The sequence below is a fragment of the Streptomyces sp. NPDC048196 genome (assembly GCF_040652715.1).
Taxonomy (GTDB): Bacteria; Actinomycetota; Actinomycetes; order Streptomycetales; family Streptomycetaceae; genus Streptomyces; species Streptomyces siderophoricus.
The window spans coordinates 14,024-34,562 of sequence record NZ_JBEZMM010000019.1 but is presented as its reverse complement, the minus strand read 5'-3'; the positions used below and the strand labels follow the sequence as shown (position 1 = coordinate 34,562).

Annotated in this window: 18 protein-coding genes; 9 read left to right on the top strand and 9 right to left on the bottom strand. The window is 71.4% G+C overall.

Going from position 1 to position 20,539, the window contains the following annotated elements; all coding sequences use genetic code 11:
* Positions 1-131 precede the first annotated feature (131 nt).
* The 5 genes from AB0E02_RS20010 to ggt form a co-directional block, all read right to left on the bottom strand.
* Positions 132-506, bottom strand: coding sequence for a hypothetical protein (locus AB0E02_RS20010; RefSeq protein WP_362141142.1), 375 nt, complete (start codon positions 504-506; stop codon positions 132-134).
* 236 nt (positions 507-742) lie between these two features.
* Positions 743-1,504, bottom strand: a complete 762-nt coding sequence (locus AB0E02_RS20005; RefSeq protein WP_362141140.1) for a MerR family transcriptional regulator — start codon at positions 1,502-1,504, stop codon at positions 743-745.
* A gap of 107 nt (positions 1,505-1,611) precedes the next feature.
* The gene (gene cynR, locus AB0E02_RS20000; protein WP_362141138.1) at positions 1,612-2,499 is read right to left on the bottom strand and encodes a transcriptional regulator CynR; all 888 of its coding nucleotides are present in this window, start codon (positions 2,497-2,499) and stop codon (positions 1,612-1,614) included.
* A 35-nt stretch (positions 2,500-2,534) separates the two neighbouring features.
* Complete coding sequence (locus tag AB0E02_RS19995) at positions 2,535-3,098, bottom strand: Type-2Aa cytolytic delta-endotoxin (RefSeq protein ID WP_362141136.1); 564 nt, start codon at positions 3,096-3,098, stop codon at positions 2,535-2,537.
* Between the two features lie 184 nt (positions 3,099-3,282).
* Positions 3,283-5,178, bottom strand: a complete 1,896-nt coding sequence (gene ggt, locus AB0E02_RS19990; RefSeq protein WP_362141134.1) for a gamma-glutamyltransferase — start codon at positions 5,176-5,178, stop codon at positions 3,283-3,285.
* A 395-nt stretch (positions 5,179-5,573) separates the two neighbouring features.
* Between ggt and AB0E02_RS19985 the strand changes: the two genes are divergently transcribed.
* Both AB0E02_RS19985 and AB0E02_RS19980 read left to right on the top strand, forming a co-directional pair.
* Positions 5,574-6,389 carry a DUF6424 family protein gene (locus tag AB0E02_RS19985; RefSeq protein ID WP_362141132.1) on the top strand — a complete coding sequence of 272 codons (816 nt, stop codon included), beginning with the start codon at positions 5,574-5,576 and terminating at the stop codon, positions 6,387-6,389.
* 93 nt (positions 6,390-6,482) lie between these two features.
* On the top strand, positions 6,483-7,046 hold the full coding sequence (locus AB0E02_RS19980; RefSeq protein ID WP_362141131.1) for a glycoside hydrolase family 25 protein: 564 nt from the start codon (positions 6,483-6,485) through the stop codon (positions 7,044-7,046).
* Here AB0E02_RS19980 and AB0E02_RS19975 read toward each other — a convergent pair.
* Positions 7,039-8,610, bottom strand: coding sequence for a hypothetical protein (locus AB0E02_RS19975; RefSeq protein WP_362141129.1), 1,572 nt, complete (start codon positions 8,608-8,610; stop codon positions 7,039-7,041). The two genes, AB0E02_RS19980 and AB0E02_RS19975, sit on opposite strands and share 8 nt — an antisense overlap.
* Positions 8,611-8,806: 196 nt before the next feature.
* The gene (locus AB0E02_RS19970; protein ID WP_362141128.1) at positions 8,807-9,613 is read right to left on the bottom strand and encodes a LysR family substrate-binding domain-containing protein; all 807 of its coding nucleotides are present in this window, start codon (positions 9,611-9,613) and stop codon (positions 8,807-8,809) included.
* Positions 9,614-9,672: 59 nt separating this feature from the next.
* On the opposite strand from AB0E02_RS19970, the gene AB0E02_RS19965 reads away from it, so the two are divergent.
* Both AB0E02_RS19965 and AB0E02_RS19960 read left to right on the top strand, forming a co-directional pair.
* Positions 9,673-10,068: a DUF5997 family protein gene (locus AB0E02_RS19965; RefSeq protein WP_030412722.1), complete on the top strand. Its 396-nt coding sequence runs from the start codon at positions 9,673-9,675 to the stop codon at positions 10,066-10,068.
* A 234-nt stretch (positions 10,069-10,302) separates the two neighbouring features.
* Positions 10,303-11,400 carry a HoxN/HupN/NixA family nickel/cobalt transporter gene (locus tag AB0E02_RS19960; protein ID WP_362141296.1) on the top strand — a complete coding sequence of 366 codons (1,098 nt, stop codon included), beginning with the start codon at positions 10,303-10,305 and terminating at the stop codon, positions 11,398-11,400.
* Here AB0E02_RS19960 and AB0E02_RS19955 read toward each other — a convergent pair.
* Positions 11,381-12,334: a hypothetical protein gene (locus tag AB0E02_RS19955; protein WP_362141126.1), complete on the bottom strand. Its 954-nt coding sequence runs from the start codon at positions 12,332-12,334 to the stop codon at positions 11,381-11,383. The genes AB0E02_RS19960 and AB0E02_RS19955 overlap by 20 nt on opposite strands.
* A 159-nt stretch (positions 12,335-12,493) precedes the next feature.
* Positions 12,494-12,901, bottom strand: coding sequence for a DUF3224 domain-containing protein (locus tag AB0E02_RS19950; RefSeq protein WP_362141124.1), 408 nt, complete (start codon positions 12,899-12,901; stop codon positions 12,494-12,496).
* Between the two features lie 118 nt (positions 12,902-13,019).
* On the opposite strand from AB0E02_RS19950, the gene AB0E02_RS19945 reads away from it, so the two are divergent.
* The 5 genes from AB0E02_RS19945 to eccCb all read left to right on the top strand — a co-directional run bounded on the left by AB0E02_RS19945 (position 13,020) and on the right by eccCb (position 20,530).
* Positions 13,020-13,991 carry a WYL domain-containing protein gene (locus AB0E02_RS19945; protein WP_362141122.1) on the top strand — a complete coding sequence of 324 codons (972 nt, stop codon included), beginning with the start codon at positions 13,020-13,022 and terminating at the stop codon, positions 13,989-13,991.
* 187 nt (positions 13,992-14,178) lie between these two features.
* The gene (locus tag AB0E02_RS19940) at positions 14,179-14,874 is read left to right on the top strand and encodes an LPXTG cell wall anchor domain-containing protein (protein WP_362141120.1); all 696 of its coding nucleotides are present in this window, start codon (positions 14,179-14,181) and stop codon (positions 14,872-14,874) included.
* Positions 14,875-14,967: 93 nt separating this feature from the next.
* Entirely contained in the window at positions 14,968-15,507 is a 540-nt protein-coding gene (locus AB0E02_RS19935) for an SMI1/KNR4 family protein (RefSeq protein WP_362141118.1), read from the top strand.
* 166 nt (positions 15,508-15,673) lie between these two features.
* Positions 15,674-16,129, top strand: a complete 456-nt coding sequence (locus tag AB0E02_RS19930; RefSeq protein ID WP_362141116.1) for a hypothetical protein — start codon at positions 15,674-15,676, stop codon at positions 16,127-16,129.
* Positions 16,130-16,180: 51 nt separating this feature from the next.
* Positions 16,181-20,530, top strand: a complete 4,350-nt coding sequence (eccCb, locus tag AB0E02_RS19925) for a type VII secretion protein EccCb (protein WP_362141115.1) — start codon at positions 16,181-16,183, stop codon at positions 20,528-20,530.
* Positions 20,531-20,539 lie beyond the last annotated feature (9 nt).

Here is a 20,539-nt window from a genome sequence, read left to right as displayed (position 1 = left end):
CCGGCGATCCGCCGCAAGAGGGCACGGGGGCGGCTGCGACGCCGTGCCGTGCCGCGCGAACGCCTGGGCCGGACCTCTTCGCCAGAGGCCCGGCACAGGCAACTCACGTGCGGCGTACGGCATTTACCGCTTCACGGCCGGACGAGGAGGATCGAGTTGATCGGCGTCAGGTCCTTGTCGATGTAGTAGCCGGCCCAGAGGTAACCCTGGCAGTCGCCCGTGCCGTTGTAGCCGGTGCAGGTGCGGGCCGTCGCGCCGCCGGTCTGGTTGTTCAGGACATAGTGCTGCCCCACCTGGTTGCTGAGGTTGTGGGGCCCGTAGCTGTAGAAGGCGAGGGACGGGCGGTCGCCGTTCCACCCGGCGTTCTGCGGGTAGACGCAGACGGCCCCGGACGGGCAGCCGTGCAGGCTGCCCGCGGCCTGGGCGGCGTTGGCGCCGGTCGCACCGACCGTGGCCAGCGCACCGACGGCGAACGCCAGCGCGGCGGCCTTGGTGATCTTTCGCATGGTTTTCCCCCTGGTGGTCTGGTCTGCATGACCGCTGTACGGCAACCCGGCGGTATGCGGCGCGAGGTGCCGTAGGGCGGTCGCCACAGGATTTTTCACCAGATTCCGCGGTCGCACCATCTCTTCGATCTGGGGCGAAATCGGGGGCAGAAAAAGGTGACTTGTGGTAATCGCGAGGGGTCGGTCAGAGCCGCCGCCGGTGGGTACGCGCCCCCACAACGACAGCCCCCTTCCGCTCAGTTCTGCCGACTGGTGGCGTACACCTCGATGGCGTCGCGCTGGTACGCGGCCAGGCCCGGCGCGATCGCCTCGTATGCGGCGCGCCACTGCGCGTTCTCCACACAGGCACGTCCGATGGCCCGGTGCTCCTCGGTCGAGACCTCCCGGATCCCGGCCAGGGTCCGGTACTGGGCATCGATGTGCGCCTGGACCGCGTCGGAGCCGGCGGGCTCACCGGTGGCCATCAGCTCGGCCAGCCGGATCATCTGTGCCGTACGCGCCCGGTGCCCGGCGTCGATCTCGGCCTCGGTCATCGTCGACGCGTGCCGCTCGACCTCCGCGGCCAGCTCCGGGAACTCCCGCAGGTTCGGCCCGTACTGGTCGGGCCGGACGCCCTCGAAGAGGTTCTCCGGTCGGTTGATGCCGGCCATGGGGCTGCCGTCCTTTCTTGACTGCTCCAGTTCGGTGAGCGTGCGGGCGACGGTGCCGGCCAGGGCGTCGAGCCGGTCGCGCTCGGCGAGCAGCCGGCGGTGATGACCGCGCAGCGCCTGGAGTTCGTCGACCTGCTCGGCCAGGACCCGGCCGATCTCGGTCAGCCCCAGGCCCAGCGCCCGCAGTACGAGGATCTGCTGCAGCCGCAGCAGCTGGCGCTCCTCGTAGTAGCGATGGCCGTTCGCGCCGATCCGGGCCGGCGGCAGCAGGCCGATCTCGTCGTAGTGCCGCAGCGTCCGGGCCGTCACGCCCGACATCCGTGCCACCTCCGCGGTCGGCCAGGCCATCGCCGCCTCCCTCACGAGTGCTTCACCGGGCCGGTCCTTCCGGCCCTGGCAGAACGGTAGAAGCTGCCGCTACGGCAGTTTCAAGCCCGGCGGGCTGATGCCCTTCCTCAGGCCTCGGGGAAGCCGTGGGCGCGGGCCCAGCGGGTGGTCAGCCGGGTGAAGGCGCGGGCGGCCGCGCTCTGGTACGTCGTCTCGCGGCGGAGCAGGGTGACGGTGCGGGCGGGCAGCGCCGGGGCGAGCGCGAGGGGCGCCAGGTGCGGGTGGTCGCGGGTGAGGGCATCGGGCAGGACGGTGGCGAGCGGGCCGCGCCGGACGATTTCGGTGAGGGCGAGGAGGGAGTTCGCCTCCACCGCGATCCGGGGTCGTGCCCCGTGCCGGGCGAGGTAGGCGTCGATGTGCCGTCGGGTGGCGAAATCGCTGCTGAGCAGGGCGAGTTGACGGTCGTCGAGGGCGCTGACCGGCTGGGGCCCGGCGGTGCCGAGGTCCGGGTGCCGGGGCCCGACGACGAGGCTGAGGGTCTCGGTGCACAGCGCGGTGGCCCGGACGCCGGGCAGATGGGAGCCGGCGAAGGCGATCCCGAGGTCGAGGCGGTCGCCGAGGAGTTCGGCCTCGATGCGGTCCTGGGTCATCTCCCGCACCTCCAGGCTGATGCCGGGGCGCCGGGCGTAGAAGTCGGCCACCAGCGGGCCGGTGAGATAGGCGGTGAAGGTGGGGGGCACCGCGAGCCGTAGAGGGCCGCGGGAGAGGTCCTGCACGTCCAGGACGCCCCGTTCGCCCGCCGCCAGGTCCTGCAGGGCGCGCCGGGCGTGGTGGACGTAGGTCTCGCCGGCATCGGTCAGCCGCACCGTGCGGCCGGTGCGGTCCAGCAACCGGACGCCGAGGGCCTTCTCCAGATGCTTGATCTGCTGGGAGAGCGTGGGCTGGGAGAGGTGCAGCTCTTCGGCGGCGCGGGTGAAGCCGGGACCCCGAGGCACCGGGGCGTGGCGCGGTGCCACGCCCCGGTTCCCGTGAGGGTCGGGCGGCCGACGGGTCAGCCGACGGGCTGGAGTGCCTGGCGCACCCCGAGGGCGTTCAGCCGGATGGTGAAGCGTGCGGTGTCGTCGAGGGTCAGCGGGCGGGCCTGCGCGGTGTCCCGCGCGAGGGTCACATCCGCACAGAGGGCAACGGCGTGCACAAAGCCCTCGGTCTCCTCGTCCTGGAGCGCGAACAGCAGGTTGCAGGGGTAATTGGTGCCGTCGACGACCTCTCCGCCGACGAACGCATCGGCAAGCGCCGCCTCGGCCTTTTCCCAGAAGGCCGGGTTGCCGAAGGACTGCCCCAGCCCCTGGCGAACGGTCTCCCTGAGAGAGAGCACCATGACGCCGACCGGGGCGGTCTCCTGGAGTCCCCAGCCGGGGATGATCTTGACCGTCGCGCTGTCGGGGAGTGTCCCGGCCGCGCGGCTGACGGCGCCGAAGTCGGGACCGTCCGTCGCCCGGCCGGCGAGCGCGCGCTGGAAGGTGTCGGCGATGCGCTGTGTCTGCGCCAGGGCGTCGGGGCCCACTTCGAAGACCGTCCGGAAGGTGGTCTTCTGGGCGGTGGGCTGGTCGGCCATGACTGCTCCTCATCTGCGGGAATCAACACGTCGCGCCGATGGGCAAGTATGCCAACCGGGCGGACCGCGCGGCTCCGCCGGTCCGGCGGCGCTGCGCACGCTCAGCTGACCGGAAGCGCACGGCACTCGGGCCCGCGGCTGGCGAACGCCGCGGGCCCGAGGGAGCGAGAAGGACGGTCCGTTCCTAGTGGGCGGCTCCCGCCGCACCGCCCGTCTGGTGGAGCACCATCGCGGACCCGCCGCCCCGGCGCTTCGGTTCGGCGACCGCCTGGGTCCGGCCGTCGCGGAGGAACTCCAGGGCGGCGACCGCACCGATCTCCGGTGACGGGGTGAAGGTCTTCGGGGCCTCGACGAAGTGCTGGCCGAGCCGTTCCAGGGCCGCGCGCTCGGGGGACTTGAGGAACGCCGGCTCCGCCTCGGTGTCCGGGCGGTTGCGCTGCGAGATCCGCGGTGCGGCGACCGCTTCGGGCAGGGTCATCCCCAGGTCGATGCGGTTGACCAGGGTCTGCAGCACGGTCGTGATGATCGTGGCGCCTCCGGGCGAGCCGACGGCGTAACGCGGCTTGCCGTCCTTCAGGACGATCACCGGGGACATGCTGCTGCGCGGCCGCTTGCCGGGTCCGGGCAGGTTGGGGTCGGGCACGCCCTGGGCGAGCGGCGTGAAGTCGAAGTCGGTCAGTTCGTTGTTGAGCAGGAAGCCGCGTCCGGGGACGGTGATCGCCGAGCCGCCGGTCTGCTCGATGGTGAGGGTGTACGACACCACGTTGCCCCAGCGGTCGGACGCCACCAGGTGCGTGGTCGAAGGGCCTTCGTAGGGCTCGTGGTTGCCGGATCCCTTGGTGCAGCCGTTACCGGGATGCCGCGGGTCCGCGGGCGCGACCGGGCTGGTCAGGGTGCTGGTCGGCTTGATCAGGCAGGCGCGTTCCTTGGCGAACTTCTTCGCCATCAGTTCCTTGGTGGGCACGTCGGAGAAGGCCGGGTCGCCCACCCACCGGTTGCGGTCGGCGAACGCGATGCGGCTGGCTTCGAGGTAGTGGTGGAGCGCCTGGACCCGGTCGGCCGCGGAGAGGTGGAAGTTCCCCAGGATGTTGAGGGCCTCACCAACGGTGGTGCCGCCGGACGACGAGGGCGCCATGGAGTAGACGTCGAGGCCGCGGTAGGTGGTGTGGGTCGGCTCGCGGCGCAGTGCGGTGTACTTCGCGAGGTCACCGGCCGCCATCAGACCGGGGCGGACCTTCGCATCGGCACCGGGGGCCACCGGTGGGTGCTGGACGGTCCGGACGACATCGCGGCCGATCGCGCCCTTGTAGAGCGCGTCCATGCCTTCGTGGGCGAGTTGCCGGTACGTACGGGCGAGGTCCGGGTTGCGGAAGCGGGAACCGACGACCGGGAGTTTGCCGTGCGGAAGGAAGAGCTTCGCGGTGGAGGAGATGTTCCGGAAACGCTTCTCGTTCATCTCGGTCTGGGCGCGGAATTCCTCGTTGACGACGAAACCGTCCTCGGCGATCCGCGTCGCGGGCCGCAGGGCCTTGGCCGGGGAGAGCGTTCCCCAGTCGCGCAGTGCCTTCCGCCAGGTCGCCGGCGTACCCGGAACTCCCACGGACAGACCGGAGTTGACGGCTTCGGGGAACGGAATCGGCTTGCCCGTCGCAGGATCGACGAACGCGTCCGACTTCATCCGGGCCGGCGCGGTCTCCCGGCCGTCGATCGTGCTGACCTTGCCGGTACGGGCGTTGTAGTACGTGAAGTAGCCGCCGCCCCCGATGCCCGCCGAGTACGGCTCGACGACGCCCAGGGCCGCGGCGGTGGCGACCGCGGCGTCGGCGGCGTTGCCGCCGTGCCGCAGCACTTCGATGCCGGCCCGGGACGCATAGGGGTTGACGCTGGAGACGGCGCCGCCGCTGCCGGTGGCGACGGACTCCTTGGCAGGCGGCTCAAGTCCGGTTTCCGACCCGGCCAACGCGGCACGGGACGCGGACCCGGTGCCCGGCTGGGCACCTGCGCTGAGGGAGAAGACGAGGGGAACGGTGACCGCGACAACGGATGCGGCGGCGACCACGACACGACGACGGACAGGCAAGACGCCTCCGGGGATCTCTCGACGAGGGTTGAGATTTCCGAAACCCTGACAGCGGTTGATCAGCGCAGCAACGCCTGCGGGCAATAATTGCGCTTCTTCTGAGGTTCCCGCCCGGTAACCACGCCAACTACGTCACGTGCATCAACGGCGCCGACTGCACCGGCCACTACGGACTCTGCGCAGGGCCGCTACGCCGCGCACCGGCACCGGGCCAGGGGTAGCATCGCCCGTAGAGCAGGGAATTTCCGAAGCATCGCCGGATCGAGGAGTTCGAGGCGCTCGCGGCTTCAACTTTCGCCTCGTCGAAGTGAGCTGAGCCGGTCCACGGAGCGGGACCGAGGTGCTTCCGGGTGTTGTTGAAGCCCAGGTATCGGGTTTTCGACAAGGAGATCGTCATGAACAGCCCGGCACGGTCACACCCGGAACACGAAGACTTCCCCTGGACCATATCCATCGCCGACCATCCGCCCCGCAGCGACAGTGCACAGTACATAGCCAGCCGCAAGCTGATGCGGGAGCTCGTCGCCACGACGGACGACTGGACGTTCGCCCCCGGCCCGTACCAGGACCACCACGGCGGCGGGGTCTGGGTCAAGGACAACGACGGCTGGATCTGCCTGTTCCTCCCGCTCGGCATCGAGTGGTCGGCGCAATTCTGCGCGGACCCAGCGAAGGTGGACCGCGTGCGCCAGTGCGCTGCCCGGGTGGTCGGCGCGTTCCCGGACACCCTGCCCGGTTATGCGAGCTTCGGCTACGACGACGGCGAACGACTCCTGACCACCGCCATAAAGAATGCCGACCAGGTGGCCGAGTGGACGGACTCGATATTCAACGCCTCGGTTCCGCTGCCCGCCGGTACCCACTCCGGGGTGCTTCCGAAAGCGGCCGGATACCACCATTACCCGAAGCCGATCGTGGACATCGACCACTTCCGCCATGACGACTTCGAGCTGTTCGTCACCGACGAGAAGGGCTTCTCGGTGGCGGTCGTGCCGGTCGCACCGCGCGGCTCCGGGGACGGCAGGGTGCGCGTCCTCGCGGCCCATCCCAGCTCTTCCTACGCGGAGTGCCTCGTCGCTCCGCCCGCGGCCGCCGCACCCCGTTCCGCCGCGGGTGCGGAGCCCGAAGCACGGGCCGAGGAGTGGAAGGGCGCCGTCCTTCCCCCCGACGACGCCCTGGCGCGGCAGGCGTTCCGCCGGCAGACGGGCTGACGGCCCCACGACCGGCACCCGGCCAACCGCCCGCGCACGCCCCCATGCCCCTCACCATGCTCCCCTCGCCATGGGCCCTCACAGGGAACGATCATGACCATCAAAGGAATCGATGTCTCGGCATTCCAGCCGGAGAAGTACCGGACCGCCGGCTCCGACTTCGTGTTCATCAAGATCACCGAAGGGACCGGATTCACCAACAAGAACTGGGTCGGCCAGCGGAAGACCGCCCGCGACGCCGGGCTGGTGACCGGGTTCTACCATTTCGGCCGCCCCGGCCCCGTCTCGGGCCAGGTCGATTTCTTCCTCTCCAAAATCAACCTCGTGGCGGGGGACATCCTCGTCCTCGACTGGGAGGACGCGCGCCTCTCAAGTGCCTGGAAGGACAGCTGGCTCAAGGAGGCCCGGCAGCGCGCCGCCGGCCACAAGGTGATCCTCTACTGCAACCGGGATTTCTGGCTGCACCGTGACCAGTCCGGGTTCGCCGGTGACGGCCTGTGGATCGCCCAGTACAACGGCCAACCCGGTAATCCCGACATCCGGCACCCGTGGGTCTTCCACCAATTCACCGATCACCCGATCGACACGAACGTGGGGAACTTCAAGGACAAGGCCGCGCTCAAGCAGTGGTCCTCGTCCCTCGTCGAGCTCACCTGACGCGGCTGACGGTGAGACGGAGACAGGAATCGGAGCCGAGAAGAGGAAGGGCCGGTCCGGGCAGCGGGATTTCGGTGTGCAGTTCCCCGTCCTCGGCGGTCAACGAACACGGGTCCCGCTTGATCGGATCGACCCGGTCGACCTCACCCGCGACCTCCGAATTCCACCCGGCCCACACGTGCAGTCCGTTGTCCGGTGCCTGATCAGGGTGGCCGACGTCCACGATGAGCGTGTCCTCCCAGTCGGCCACCTGCTCCAGGTGGTCCTCCCAGAAGAACCGGCCGCTCCTTTCGACGAGATGGAACACCCGCAACGCCAACGTGTAGCGCGCGCGGTTCGGTGACTGCTCCTGGCTGCGCGCCCGGGCCTGCTCCGGGTCGAGGAGGAATGCGGTGGCCAGCGGGACCGCGGCGACCCGGCCGTCCGCGTCGGCGTGCTGGGCGGCTTCCTGATTCAGTTGAATCGGGCAGTAGTGCGCCGCGCTCTGCTCGTGCAGCACCACCGGCAGGCCGCGCACCGCCAGCCGCGCCTCCGCCTGCCAGACCGTCTCCGCGTCACCGGGGCGCCGGCGCAGGGCGAGCCGGCACAGATCGACCCGGACCTGGTACTGCCCGAAGAGGAAACGGCGCAGGTTCTGGTAGCCCTCTTCGGAGTTGACCAGTCCGTAGCGTCCCGAGTGGGAGCGGTGGACGTACGCCCGATGTGCCTGGTGCACATAGGCGTTGTCGATGTGCACCAGACCGTCGCTGCGCGGGCCGACCGCCTTCTCCACCAGTCCGTAATCGGCGGCATTGGTACCGACGAGGCAGAACACCCGCTGCACGTCGAAGGCGGATTCCGGGATGTCCTGCGGCTGCCAGCCGGCGGGCGGTTCCTCGCCGTCGGACGCCCCGGGCGTGAGATAGGTGTACATCCGGTCCGGGGCGAACATCGCCGACCCGGCCGGCCCGAAGGTCTCCATCGCCCAGTCGACCAGTCCCCCGCCGACGTCGAAGGAAATGCCCCCGTGCGGAGTGCCGTAGGTGAAGAATTTGTCCACCAGATCGGCACCGGGAACACGCGGTGTGCCCGCACTCGGATCCGCGGTGCGGGACACCTTCTGGATCATGCAGCGGGCCACCAGGCCACCCATGGAGTGAGCCACCAGATGCACCTTGGCGGCGCCGGTCTTCCGGCGGACGAGTTGCACGAAGTCGTACAGCCGCTCCGCCGCCTTCTCCAGGTCGAATTCCTCCGGGGACGCCGTCACGGACGTGCCGAAGGTGGAGGCGGCGTAGTCGTAGAAACGGAACACCCAGACGGACTCGGCCGGGACCGTACCGTCGTCCTGTGCTTCGAGGTACGCATGCTGATCGCCGCGCACCAGGAGCTCGTAGTCCTCGTCGATCATCAGCCGCAGCAGCGGCCCCTCGAACTGGTAGAAGCGCGGCGCACCGTCGCCGTCCACGCGGATGTGGGTGGCGCCGCTGTTGAGCCCGTAGAACGGGTCGTCGACCTGCTTGTCCACCCCGCTGGGCGGGCCGGCGTACCCACGCAGATAGATGAGGGGCGATCGCTCCGCCATGGGAGAACACCTTCCCGGGGCACTTTCCTACCGAGGCGCACGTCCCGCGGAGGCACAGGTCCTCCTGCTGCCGCCGGCGCGCGGTGAACCGCTGACCAGGCCAGCTTCCGGGCGGACCGCGGCGCACGCCAGCCCGGCGGGGCCAGCCGGGTCGTACGGGGCCCCGGCGGTCGCGTACGGGGAGGTGCGGGGCTCGCTAGGAGCGACGGCGCGGTTTGCCGCTCCGGCCGCTTCTGGCGCTCTTGCCGCCTTGCGGACCTCCGGTGCCGCGGCGCCCGGCCCCGGCCGACCTGCCGCCCGCCTTGCCGGCCGACGCACCGGCGGCGGGCTTGCGCCGGGCGCCGCCCGATTCGGCACGCTTGGCCTTCGACGACTGTTCGGCGGCGGCCGGGCGCCGGCCGCGGGAGCTGTTGACCGTGCGGCCGCGGACGATCCCGATGAAGTCCTCGACCATGTCGGTCGTGGCCTCCTGCGGCCAGGACAGCGCGACCCGCGAGGCGGGGGTGTCCGATACCGGCCGGTAGGTGAGGTCCTTGCGGTGGTGCAGGCGGGCGAGGGACTGCGGGACGACGAGGAGACCCACCCCTGCCGCCACCAGCTCGATGGCGTCCGCCGTGGTGGCGGGCCGCTCGAACGCGGGCAGTCCCGGCGGGCGCTCCCAGTCGAGGGTGTCGTCGAGGGGATGCAACAGGATCTCGTCGGCGAGGTCCTCGGCGCTGACCTCCTCGACCGCCGCCACGAGGTGGTCCTTGGGGATCACGACCACCGTCGTCTCGGTGTAGAGCGGGATCGCGGCCAGGTCCTCCCGGTCGACCGGCAGCCGCACGAAACCCGCATCGGCCTCGCCGCTCCGCAGCGCCTCGAAGGCGTCGGCGGCGGGCACCTGCACGAGGGTGAGGGGGATGTCGGGCAGCCGCTCGTTCCAGATCCGCACCCACTTCGTGGGGGTCACTCCCGGGACGTAGGCGAGCCGGAACGAAGGGGATGCTTCCGAGCCTGTCACGCCGCCAGGGTAACCGGTCGTGGTCAGCGGTAGCGCATACGCTCGATATCCTTGGCTGCATGACGTCGCACCAAACCACCCAGACGATGAAGCCCGCCACCGCGGCGAAGAAGCTGGGTGTGTACCTCGAGGCCACCCCCGCCGAGTTCCAGGAGGGCGTCGTCTCGCGCGCCGAGCTGAACGCCTTGCAGGCCGATCCGCCCGAGTGGCTGCGCGAGCTGCGGCGCAACGGCCCGCACCCCCGCCCGGTGGTCGCGGCGAAGCTGGGCGTCTCGATTTCGGGTCTCGCCCGTGGCGGCATCACCGAGGCGCTCACCACCGAGCAGATCGACGCGCTGAAGGAGGAGCGTCCCGAGTGGCTGGAGCGGGAGCGCGCCACCCAGGCCGACGTCCGCAAGGAAGCGCAGCGCGTCAAGGAGAAGCGCCTCCAGGAGGAGAAGAAGAAGCAGGCCTGAGGCTTGCCAGGGGGCCTGACCCGCCCTTTCGAGGGTCGCCCCACCCACCTGTCCGCACCCGGACCGCACGACGCCCAGCAGGCGTCCACGGCGGTCCGGGTGCGGTTTTTCCTGCTCGGTCGGGCCTCCACCGGATCCCCTTATTGCACGTAGGTTGCAGTTAATACATGCCGGCAGGAGCATGGAGGGGTGGTGCAAGGCGGGCTCTCCCGGCGGGAGCGCCGTACGCGGTCGATGACCCACGGGGAGTGCGGCCGGTGGGCGGGGATGGCCGGGTTCATCCTGGCCCTGCACGTCATCGGCTGGTTCACGCTGGTGGCGATCGTGGCGCCCGCGCACTACAGCGTGGGCGCCACGACCTTCGGGGTCGGCATCGGCGTCACCGCCTACACCCTCGGTATGCGGCACGCCTTCGACGCCGACCACATCGCCGCCATCGACAACACCACCCGCAAGCTGATGGGCGAAGGCCGGCGCCCGCTGTCGGTCGGCTTCTGGTTCTCCCTGGGGCACTCCAGCATCGTCTTCGCGCTGGCCTTCCTGCTCTCCCTCGGCATCAAGGCCCTCGCCGGACCGGTGGAGCACGACAACTCCCCGCTGCACCACGTCACCGGGCTGGTCGGCAGCACCGTCTCCGGCGTCTTCCTCTACCTCATCGCCGCCCTCAACCTCGTCGTCCTGGCCGGCATCCGGCAGGTGGTCCGGCAGATGCGGGCCGGCCGGTTCGACGAGGCGGCGCTGGAGGCGCGGCTGAACCACCGCGGGTTCATGAACCGCCTCCTGCGCCGGCCCATGAAGTCGATCACCAAGCCGTGGCACATGTACCCGCTCGGCCTGCTCTTCGGCCTCGGCTTCGACACCGCCACCGAGATCGCCCTGCTCGTCCTGGCCGGCTCCGGCGCCGCCTCCGGCCTCCCCTGGTACGCCGTCCTCTGCCTGCCCGTGCTGTTCGCCGCGGGCATGTGCCTGCTGGACACCCTCGACGGCTCGTTCATGAACGTCGCCTACGGCTGGGCGTTCTCCAAGCCGGTCCGCAAGGTCTACTACAACCTCACCATCACCGGCCTCTCCGTCGCCGTCGCCCTGATCATCGGCACCGTCGAACTCCTCGGCCTCCTCGCCGAGAAGCTCCACCTGCACGGCGCCTTCTGGGACTGGATCACCGGCCTTGACCTCAACGCCCTCGGCTTCGCCATCGTCGGCCTCTTCCTCGCCACCTGGGCCGTCGCCCTCGCCGTGTGGAAGTGGGGCCGCGTCGAGGAGAAATGGACGGCGGACCTGCACCCCGCGGGCGGCCACCGGCGACGGCGCGTCAGGGGACCCGCACCGTGACGATGCGGCCGGATGCCTCGACGACGAAGAGCTCATGACGCGGATCGTGCGTACCGAAGCCGAGGGGCACCCGGACACTGGTGGGCATCCGCAGGCCCGTCACCAGGACGCAGGACCGGCCGGTGACCGGGTCCACCCGGAGGAGTTCCCCGGCACGGAACGACGCGACGACCAGATCGCCCCGGAACGACGTGAGGTCGTCGAGGAGCTTGGCCTCCCAGGGGTGGCGGCTCAGCTCGGTGACCGTGGTGTGGCGGGCCGGGTCGTTCAAGGGGATGCGGACGATCGGTGACGCGGTGCTGGTGAGGACACTCGCGTAGAGCTGGTCGCCGACGATCTCCAGGCCGTTGGTGCCGAAGACGGAGGCGGCCCGCGTCCACCGCTCGTCCGCGGTGCCGTCCGGGCGGAACTTGAGGACGCCGGTGGCCGGTTCACGGCTGACGTAGAGGTTGCCGGCGGCGTCGATGGCCAGACCGTTGATGCCGGACAGCCCGTCCACGACCTGCTCGGCCCTGGGGCGGGCGGCGGCCGGGTCGAAGCGCAGGATGCCGCTGCCCAGGCCCGTGGTCAGCGGATTCACGCCGTAGTTGACGTACATGAGGCCGTCCGGGCCGCGCCGGATGCCGCCGGGTCCGTTGACCGGGAGGGTGGCCTTGAGCGTGCCGTCGGGGGCGTAGCCCTCGACCCGGTGCCGGGTGACGTGGGCGACCCAGAGGGTGCCGCGCCCGTCGAAGGCCAGGTTCTCCCGCCAGTCCAGGAGCGGTATGCCGCCCGGCCGGAAGACCTCGATATGCGTCCGCGCGCCGCACGACCGGGAGGACATGGCCCCCGGCGCGTGCCGCCCGGATGCCGCCGCCGGCGGTTGCGCACCGCCGAGCAGCAGCCCGGACAACAGCACCGTCACCGCAACCGCCGCGCTCCCACGACGCCCCATCCTCGCTGCCTCCCGCTCGCCCGCGCGCCTGCGCGTCCCTGATCTCCTGCGACCGTCAAGTCTGCTGTTCCCCAAGGGAGTTGGGGAGACGGTTTCCGGTAAGGGTGATGTCCGGTAACCGGTGGTGCGGCGGGTCGGCCCTCGCCCGGCGGCTCGTGGTCAGCCCAGGTCGTAGCGGAAGGTGTAGGCGACGGAGGGGGCGCCCGGCTTGGCGGTGTAGCTGCCGGTCCCCCTCAGTCCGGTCAGTTCCCCGGTGGCCGCGCCCGGTACGACCTCGAAGGTGCAGTGCACCGTCCCGTCGGGCTCGAACGAGCCCCGCTCCTCGACCACGAAGGTGCCCGCGCGTCCGTCGAGCCGGCCGGCCAGGACCTGCATGCCGGTGAAGGTGCCGGTCTTCTCCGTGACGTAGACGATGGTGTACTCGCAGTCGGTGTCGGCGGCCTCGATGCCGCCGGAGAAGGCGTTGGTGACGGAGGCGTGGGCGAGCTTCGGGCTGGTCTCGCTCCGGCCGACCGTGCGCTCCTCCCAGTTGGCGAAGGTGAAGTGGCCGGTGGTCTGCGTGGGCATGGTGGTCCTCTCGGTTCGGCCGTCGGCACGGGCTCGTGCCTGCGGTGCGTGACCAGCATCGCCGCCGTACCTGACACCTTCTGTCAGGTACGGCGGAGGGCCACGGGACAATGGCCCCATGCGCGCCGACAGGCTCCTCTCCTTGCTGTTGCTGCTCCAGAATCGCGGGCGGCTGACCGCTCCCGAACTCGCCGCGGAACTGGAGGTGTCGGTCCGTACGGTCTACCGGGACGTCGAGGCGCTGATCACGTCGGGCGTCCCGGTGTGCGTGGACCGCGGGCCCGCCGGCGGGTACCGCCTGATGGACGGGTACCGCACCCGGCTGACCGGGCTCACCGACGCCGAGGCGGGCGCGCTGTTCCTCGCCGGAATCCCGGGGCCGGCGCGCGATCTGGGCCTCGGGGCGGTGCTGGCGACCGCTCAGCTGAAGTTGCAGGCCGCGCTCCCGGCGGACGCGGCGGACAGCACCCGGCGCATCCAGGACCGGTTCCACCTCGACGCACCGGCGTGGTTCCGGGACGCCGATCCGGTGCCCCATCTGGCGCCGGTCGCCCAGGCGGTGTGGGAACAGCGCATCCTCCGGGCGCACTACCGGCGTTGGGGCGGTGAGGTGCACCGGGAGCTGCACCCGCTCGGCATCGTCCTCAAGGGCGGGCTCTGGTACCTGGTGGCGCGGGCGGACGGGACGGTGCGGACGTACCGGGTGTCGCGGCTCCTGGCGGTGGATCTCACCGACGAGGTCTTCGAGCGGCCGGCCGGGTTCGATCTGGCCGGCTATTGGGAGGAGTCCTCCCGGCGGCTGGCGGCCGCGCTCCACCAGGGCACGGCCCGGCTGCGGATCTCCCCCCGGGCGCAGCGGCTGCTGCCCATGCAGTTCGGCGCGCTCGGCACCCGGGCCCTGGAGAGCGCCGGGCCGCCGGACGGGGACGGCTGGGTCGAGGTGGAGATGGCGGTCGAGGGGGAGGCCGTCGCGGTGAGCGATCTCCTCCGGCTGGGCACGGAGGCGGAGGTGCTCGGCCCGGCCGCGCTGCGACAGGCGATGGCCCGGGCCGTGGCCGTACTGGCGGAGCGCTACGCCACGGCGTCCTGAGCTCCCGGCAACCGGGCGTCCGGCACTCGTCCGGCGGGCACGTACCCAATCGTTATGCGGGACCAATGGGGAGGAGCGAGACACCGGATGGCATAAGTGACGTGAGGCGCCTTGACGGGCTCCTGAGGTCCCCAGGAAGCTGAGCCGCCCCCCACGGCAACGTTCCCCTTTCACCGATGGAATGCCCATGCGCCCGCTTGTTTCCGCAGGCTCGCTCACGGCCGCCGTGGCCGCGGCCCTGCTGACCGCCCCTTCCGCTTATGCCGCGCCCCCCGGCGACAACGGCACCGTGAAGATCCACGACGCCAAGACCGGCGTCGAACTCCGCAAGAACGAACCGCACGTCTGCACCTTCTACCTCGACTCCTTCGGCTTCGACGGTGCCCAGCAGGTCGACTGGCACATCGAGGCCTGGGCCCCGACCGCCCACACCAAGGGAGAGACGGTCACGTCCGGTTCCCTGACGCTGGACGGCGAGGGCCACGGCCGGACGCAGGACCTGTCCCTGCCCGACGGCCACTACAAGCTGTTCTGGAACTTCGCCGGCGAGCACGGCCGGGCCAAGCACAAGGTGTTCTGGACCGACTGCAAGGACGCCGGCGGGCCCGGCGCCGGCAAGCCGTCGGCGTCCGCCACCGCGGGCGGGCCGGCAGCCACGCCGAGTGCCTCGCCGACGTCCTCCGCGCCCGCGGGCACCGCCCCGACGTCCTCGGCGGCCGCGTCCGCCGCGCCGTCGCCGTCGCCGTCCCGCTCCGCGCAGGGCGGCGACCTGGCCGAGACCGGTAACGGCGCGCCCGTCGGTCTGCTGTCGGCCGCCGCGGCCCTGTTCGTCGCGGGCGGCGGCTACCTGGTGTTCCGCCGCCGCAAGGCACAGCAGCACTGATCCGACCGATCCCCCGGCGCCCCTGGTCGTGCCCCCGCGCGGGCCGGCCAGGGGCCCGAGGGCGTTGTCAGTGGCAGCGGTCAGCTTGGGACCATGAACGTGCTCGTGCATGAGATTCCCGGCGACGACCGCCGTTTGCCGCCCGCGCTCGCCGAAGTGGCCAAGGCCGAGTTCGACTTCGGCGACGACGGCGAGGGCGTCGACTTCGAGCCGTTCGACGCGTTCGAGTCGGCCGAGGAGACCACCGACTGGCTGCGTCACTGGACCGGCAACCACGAACTCGACGGCGACGCCTTCCGGTTCTTCGGAATGGACGGTACGGGTGGCCGGGCCGCCATATGGTGCGCCCGCCCGGGGCGTCCGCTCGCCGAACAGCCCGTGGTGTTCCTGGGCTCGGAGGGCGAGTGCGGTGTGGTGGCCGGGGACCTGTCCGGGTTCCTGTGGGTGCTGGGCGACGGCTTGGGGCCGGTGGAGGCCGTGGTGTTCGACCGCGACGCGCACCCGGACCCGGCCCTGACCGCCCTCGCCGAGCGGTATGCGACCTCCCCGCGCCGGACGGCCGAGCAGATCATCGAGGAGGCCGCCGCGGAGTTCCCCACCTTCTGCGAGGACCTCGACGCCCTCTGCCGCTGAGTGCCCCGGGGATCCCCTCCGCCGGCGGGCCGCCGCGGGCACCGCGTCCCCGGTCCGGCCCAGCGCCTCGCCAACCTTCCTGACCTGCAACCGAGTTGGGTCCCTCAGTCGTCTCACACGGCGCTGCTGCTGCCTCTAGAATCCGCAGCAACGGGAAGGGTGGCTCATGACGATCACGGGGGACGTCACCGTCGTCGTGCACGACGAGGACGCCGATGCGCAGGAACTCGACGAACTGACGCGAGGGCTCCTGGAGGAGTTGCTGTCGCTGGATCTGCCCGAGGTGGTGCGCGGGCAGGAGCCCGGGGCGGTGGGCGGCAAGAGCGGGGTGTTGTCGTCGCTCACGACGCTGGTGGTCAGCGGCGGGTTCTCGGTCGCCGCCCTCCGGTCCCTGACGCTGGTGGTGCGGGACTGGATCAAGCGCAGCGGGGCCCGTAAGGCCGTGCTGGTCAGCGGGGAGCGGCGGCTGGAGATCGAAGGGGTGTCGAAGAAGACGCAGGAGGCGGTGGTCGAGGCCTGGATCCAGGCGCTGGCCGCCGACGACGGGTCGGGCGCGGGTACCGCACCGCTGTCGGAACCGTCGGCGCCGGCGGCCCTTGAGGGGTCGGCGGAGGGCGCCTGATGGTTCGTCACCATGCCGTCGTCCGGGCGGCGGTGAGCGCGGGAGGACCGGGTGGGTGAACGGCGTGCCCTGCTCATCGCCACCGAGCGTTATCTCGACGACTCGCTTCCCCAGCTGCGGTCGCCGGTGCATGACGCCCGGAAGCTGGCCGCGCTCCTCGAAGACCCCGACGTCGGGCAGTTCGACTCCGTCCAGGTGCTGGTCGACGAGTCGAAGGCCGTCATCGAGGAGGCCGTCGAGCGGCTCTTCCAGGCCCGCGGGGTCGACCTCGCCCTGGTCTACCTGTCCTGCCACGGGCTGAAGGACGGCCGGGGGCGGCTGCACTTCGCGACCGTCAAGTCCAGTCGTGAGATGGTCCGGGCCAGCTCGGTCTCGGCGGAGTTCATCAAGGAGTCGATGGAGTACAGCCGGGCCAAGCAGAAGATCGCCCTGCTGGACTGCTGCTTCTCCGGTGCGTTCGGTGCGTCCAAGGGCGGTGCGGACGCCGAGGACATCCCCCGGCAGTTCGTCGACCGCGGCAGCTATGTGATCACCGCCGCCAACTCCGTCCAGGAGGCCCTGGAGGACGAGACCCCGGGCGCCGGCGCGGCCGAGTGGAGTTCGGTCTTCACCCGCGCGGTGATCGACGGCCTCACCACGGGCCGGGCCGATCTCGACGAGGACGGCTGGGTCACGGCGCAGGAGCTGTACCAGTACGTGGCCGAGGTGGTCGCCCGTACCCATGAGCAGAAGCCGACGTTCTTCGGCAGCGACATCCAGGGCGGCAGCCGGCTGCGGCTGTCCAAGGCGGCCGCGCACGCGCACCGGCCGTTCCCGAGCCTCACGGAGACCGAGGGCCCCTCTCCCCTGACGACGCTGGACCACCTGCTGCCGCCGCTGGTGGTGACCGAGGAGCGCGGGCTGTCGGCGGTGGACTGGCGGGACAGCGGCCGCCTGGTCACCCCGGTCGGCCGGTCGCACCGCACGGAGGGCCGCCGGGTCCGCACCCACTGCGTGGATCTGCCCGGAGGCGCCGGGCACGTGGCGGTGGCCGGCGGTCCGCGCAGCGGCAAGACGCTGCTGCTGCAGACCCTGGTGACCTCGCTGGCCCTGACGCACACCCCGCACGAGGTCGAGTTCCACTGCCTGGACTTCGGTGGCGGCGGACTGCGCCGGCTGACGCATCTGCCGCACGTCCGCGGCATCGCCCACCGGCAGAACCCCGACGAGGTGCACCGCATGGTGGCGCACGCCGTCTGGCTCAACACCCTGCGGGAGAACCAGTTCGGGCAGCTGCCGTCGATCGACTCCATCGAGGCGTACCGCGGGGCGCGGGCCCGCGGCGAACTCGCCGACCAGCCGGTGGGCGATCTGTTCCTCCTGGTCGACGGCTGGTCGGAGTTCGCCGACAACTTCCAGGACCTCGCGGTGGCGCTGCGGGGCATCGGGGCGACGAGCCTGCGGCACGGCGTGCACCTCGCGGTGACCACGCCGCACTGGTCGGCGCTGCCCAAGTCGCTGCTCGACGTGATGCTGACCCGCTTCGAGCTGGCGCTCAGCTCCCCCGACGAGTCCCTCGTCCACCCGGAACCGGCCGCGCGGCTGACCCCGGCGACTCCTGGTGTGGCTCTGTGCACCGACCGGACCGAGAAGCGGTACGTGCACATCGCCCTGCCCCGGACCGACGGCCGCACCACGGTGGACGATCTGGCGACGGCGGCCGCCGCACTGGGTGAGCAGGCCCGCGGCGGCTGGTCAGGCTCGGCGGCCGACGACGTCGCGCCGCCCGTTTCCCGGGTCGCGGACCAGCTCGACTTCACGCAGCTGATGGGAATCGAGGACCCCGGGACGTTCGACGCCGACCAGGCATGGCGGCCGCGTGGCGCGCAGGAGCGGCTGCGGGTGCCGATCGGCATCGGGCCGGACGGCGGTCCGGTCCTGCTCGACCTCAAGGAGGCCTCGCAGGAGGGCATGGGCCCGCACGGGCTGTGCGTCGGCTCGACCGGTTCCGGCAAGTCCGAGCTGCTGCGCACCCTGGTGCTGGCGCTGGCCGTCACGCACTCCTCGGAGAACCTCAACTTCATCCTGGCGGACTTCAAGGGCGGTGCGACCTTCGCCGGCGTGTCGATGCTGCCGCACGTGGCGGCGGTGATCACCAATCTCGCCGACGACACGGCGCTGATCGACCGGATGCGGGATGCGATCACCGGCGAACTCCAGCGCCGCCAGGAGCTGTTGCGGGCCGCCGGCAACTACCCGAACGTCACCGCGTACGAGAACGCCCGGGCCGCCGGCGCGGATCTCATGCCGCTGCCCTCCCTGGTCCTGGTGGTCGACGAGTTCAGCGAACTGCTCACGGCGAAGCCGGACTTCATCGAGATGTTCATCCAGATCGGCCGGATCGGCCGCTCCCTGGGCGTCCACATGCTGCTCGCCTCGCAGCGGCTGGAGGACGGCAAGCTGCGGGGCCTGGACACGTATCTGTCGTACCGGATCGGGCTGCGGACGTTCTCCGCCTCGGAGTCACGGGCGGCGATCGGCGTACCGGACGCCTACCACCTGCCGAGCGCCCCGGGATCCGGCATCCTGCGTTACGACGGCGACGTCATGGCCCGTTTCAAGGCCGCGTACGTCTCCGGCGTCCACCGGCCTTCCGGCGGGACGTCCGACCCTCCGGACGCGCTCGCCGACACCGTCCTGGACGTGCTGGTGCAGCGGATGGAGGGCCGGGGCCCGGCGGCGCACCAGGTGTGGCTGCCGCCGCTTGCCGAGTCGCCGACGGTCGACCAGCTGCTGCCACCGCTCGCGGTGACCCCCGCCCGGGGTCTGCACGCGGAGGTGTTCGCCCCCGGCACGCTCGTGGTGCCCGCGGGGCTGGTGGACAAGCCGTACGAGCAGCGGCGCGACGTGCGGTACCTGGACTTCTCCGGCGCGGCCGGCCACGGGCTGTTCGTCGGCGGCCCCCGGTCGGGCAAGTCGACCGCGCTGCGCTCGGTGATCGCCGCGTTCGCCCTCACCCACACACCGCGTGAAGTGCAGTTCTACTGCGTCGATTTCGGCGGCGGCGGATTGCTCGACGTCGAGGGCCTGCCGCATGTCGGTACGGTCGCCTCCCGGCTGGACGCCGACAAGGTGCGCCGGACGATCTCCGAGGTCGCGGGCCTCCTCGACCGCCGCGAGGAGTTCTTCCGCTCGCACTCCCTCGACACCATGGCCACCTACCGCAAGCGCCGGGCCGCCGGGCACTTCCCCGACGAGGCGTGCGGTGACGTCTTCCTGGTGCTCGACGGCTGGTCGTCGTTCCGGTCCGACCACGAGGAGCTGGAGCCCGCCGTCCTCGACATCGCCGGCCGGGGCCTCGGTCTGGGCGTCCACCTCCTCCTCGGCGCCAACCGGTACAGCGAGATCCGGCCCGCGCTGCGCGATCTGCTGCTCAACCGGGTGGAACTGCGCCTGGGCGATCCACTGGAGTCGGAGGTCGACCGCCGGCAGGCCGAGAACGTGCCGATCGGGCGGCCCGGCCGCGGTCTGTCGCCCGACCGGGACCACTTCCTCGCCGCGCTCCCGCGGCTGGACGGCCACCCCGACCCCGACACGCTCGGGGAGGCCCTGTCGGACCTGGTGCGCGAGGTGCGCACGCACTGGAACGGGCCGGCCGCGCCACCGGTCCGCATGCTGCCGGCCCTGCTCGCGGTCGATGCCCTGCCGCAGCCGGGCGACGGCCCCGCCGCCGGCATCCCGTTCGCCCTCGACGAGGCCACGCTGGCCCCCGTGCACCTCGACTTCGAGACCGATCCGCTGCTGGTCGTCTACGGCGAGAGCGAGTCCGGCAAGTCGTCGCTGCTGCGGCTGCTGGCCCGGCAGATCGCCGAGCGCCACCCGACCGAGCGGGCCCTGCTGGTCGTCGCCGACTACCGCCGGTCCCTCCTGGGCGACATCCCGGACAGTCATATCTCCCACTACTGCGGTATGGCGCCCCAGTTGAAGGAGGTGATCGCCGGGCTCGCCGGTTCGCTGAGCCGGCGGATGCCCGGGCCGGACGTCACCCCCGAGCAGTTGCGCAAGCGCAGCTGGTACGACCTGCCGGACGCCTACGTGCTCGTCGACGACTACGACCTGGTGGCGACCAGCAGCGGCAATCCGCTGCAGCCCTTGCTGGAGTACCTGCCGTTCGCGCGCGATCTGGGGCTGCGGCTGATCCTGGCGCGCAGCTCCTCGGGCGCCGGCCGGGCGTCGTTCGAGCCCGTGATGCAGCGCACGCTCGAACTGGGCGCACAGGGGCTGCTGTTGTCCGGGGATCCCGGCGAGGGGCACCTGGTCGGCCACCACCGTGCGCGCCAACTCCCGCCCGGCCGCGCCCTGTTCGTCAACCGCAGGCGGGAGGCACGGCTGGTCCAGACGGCCTGGTCCCCGCCCACGTGACACGGTGCC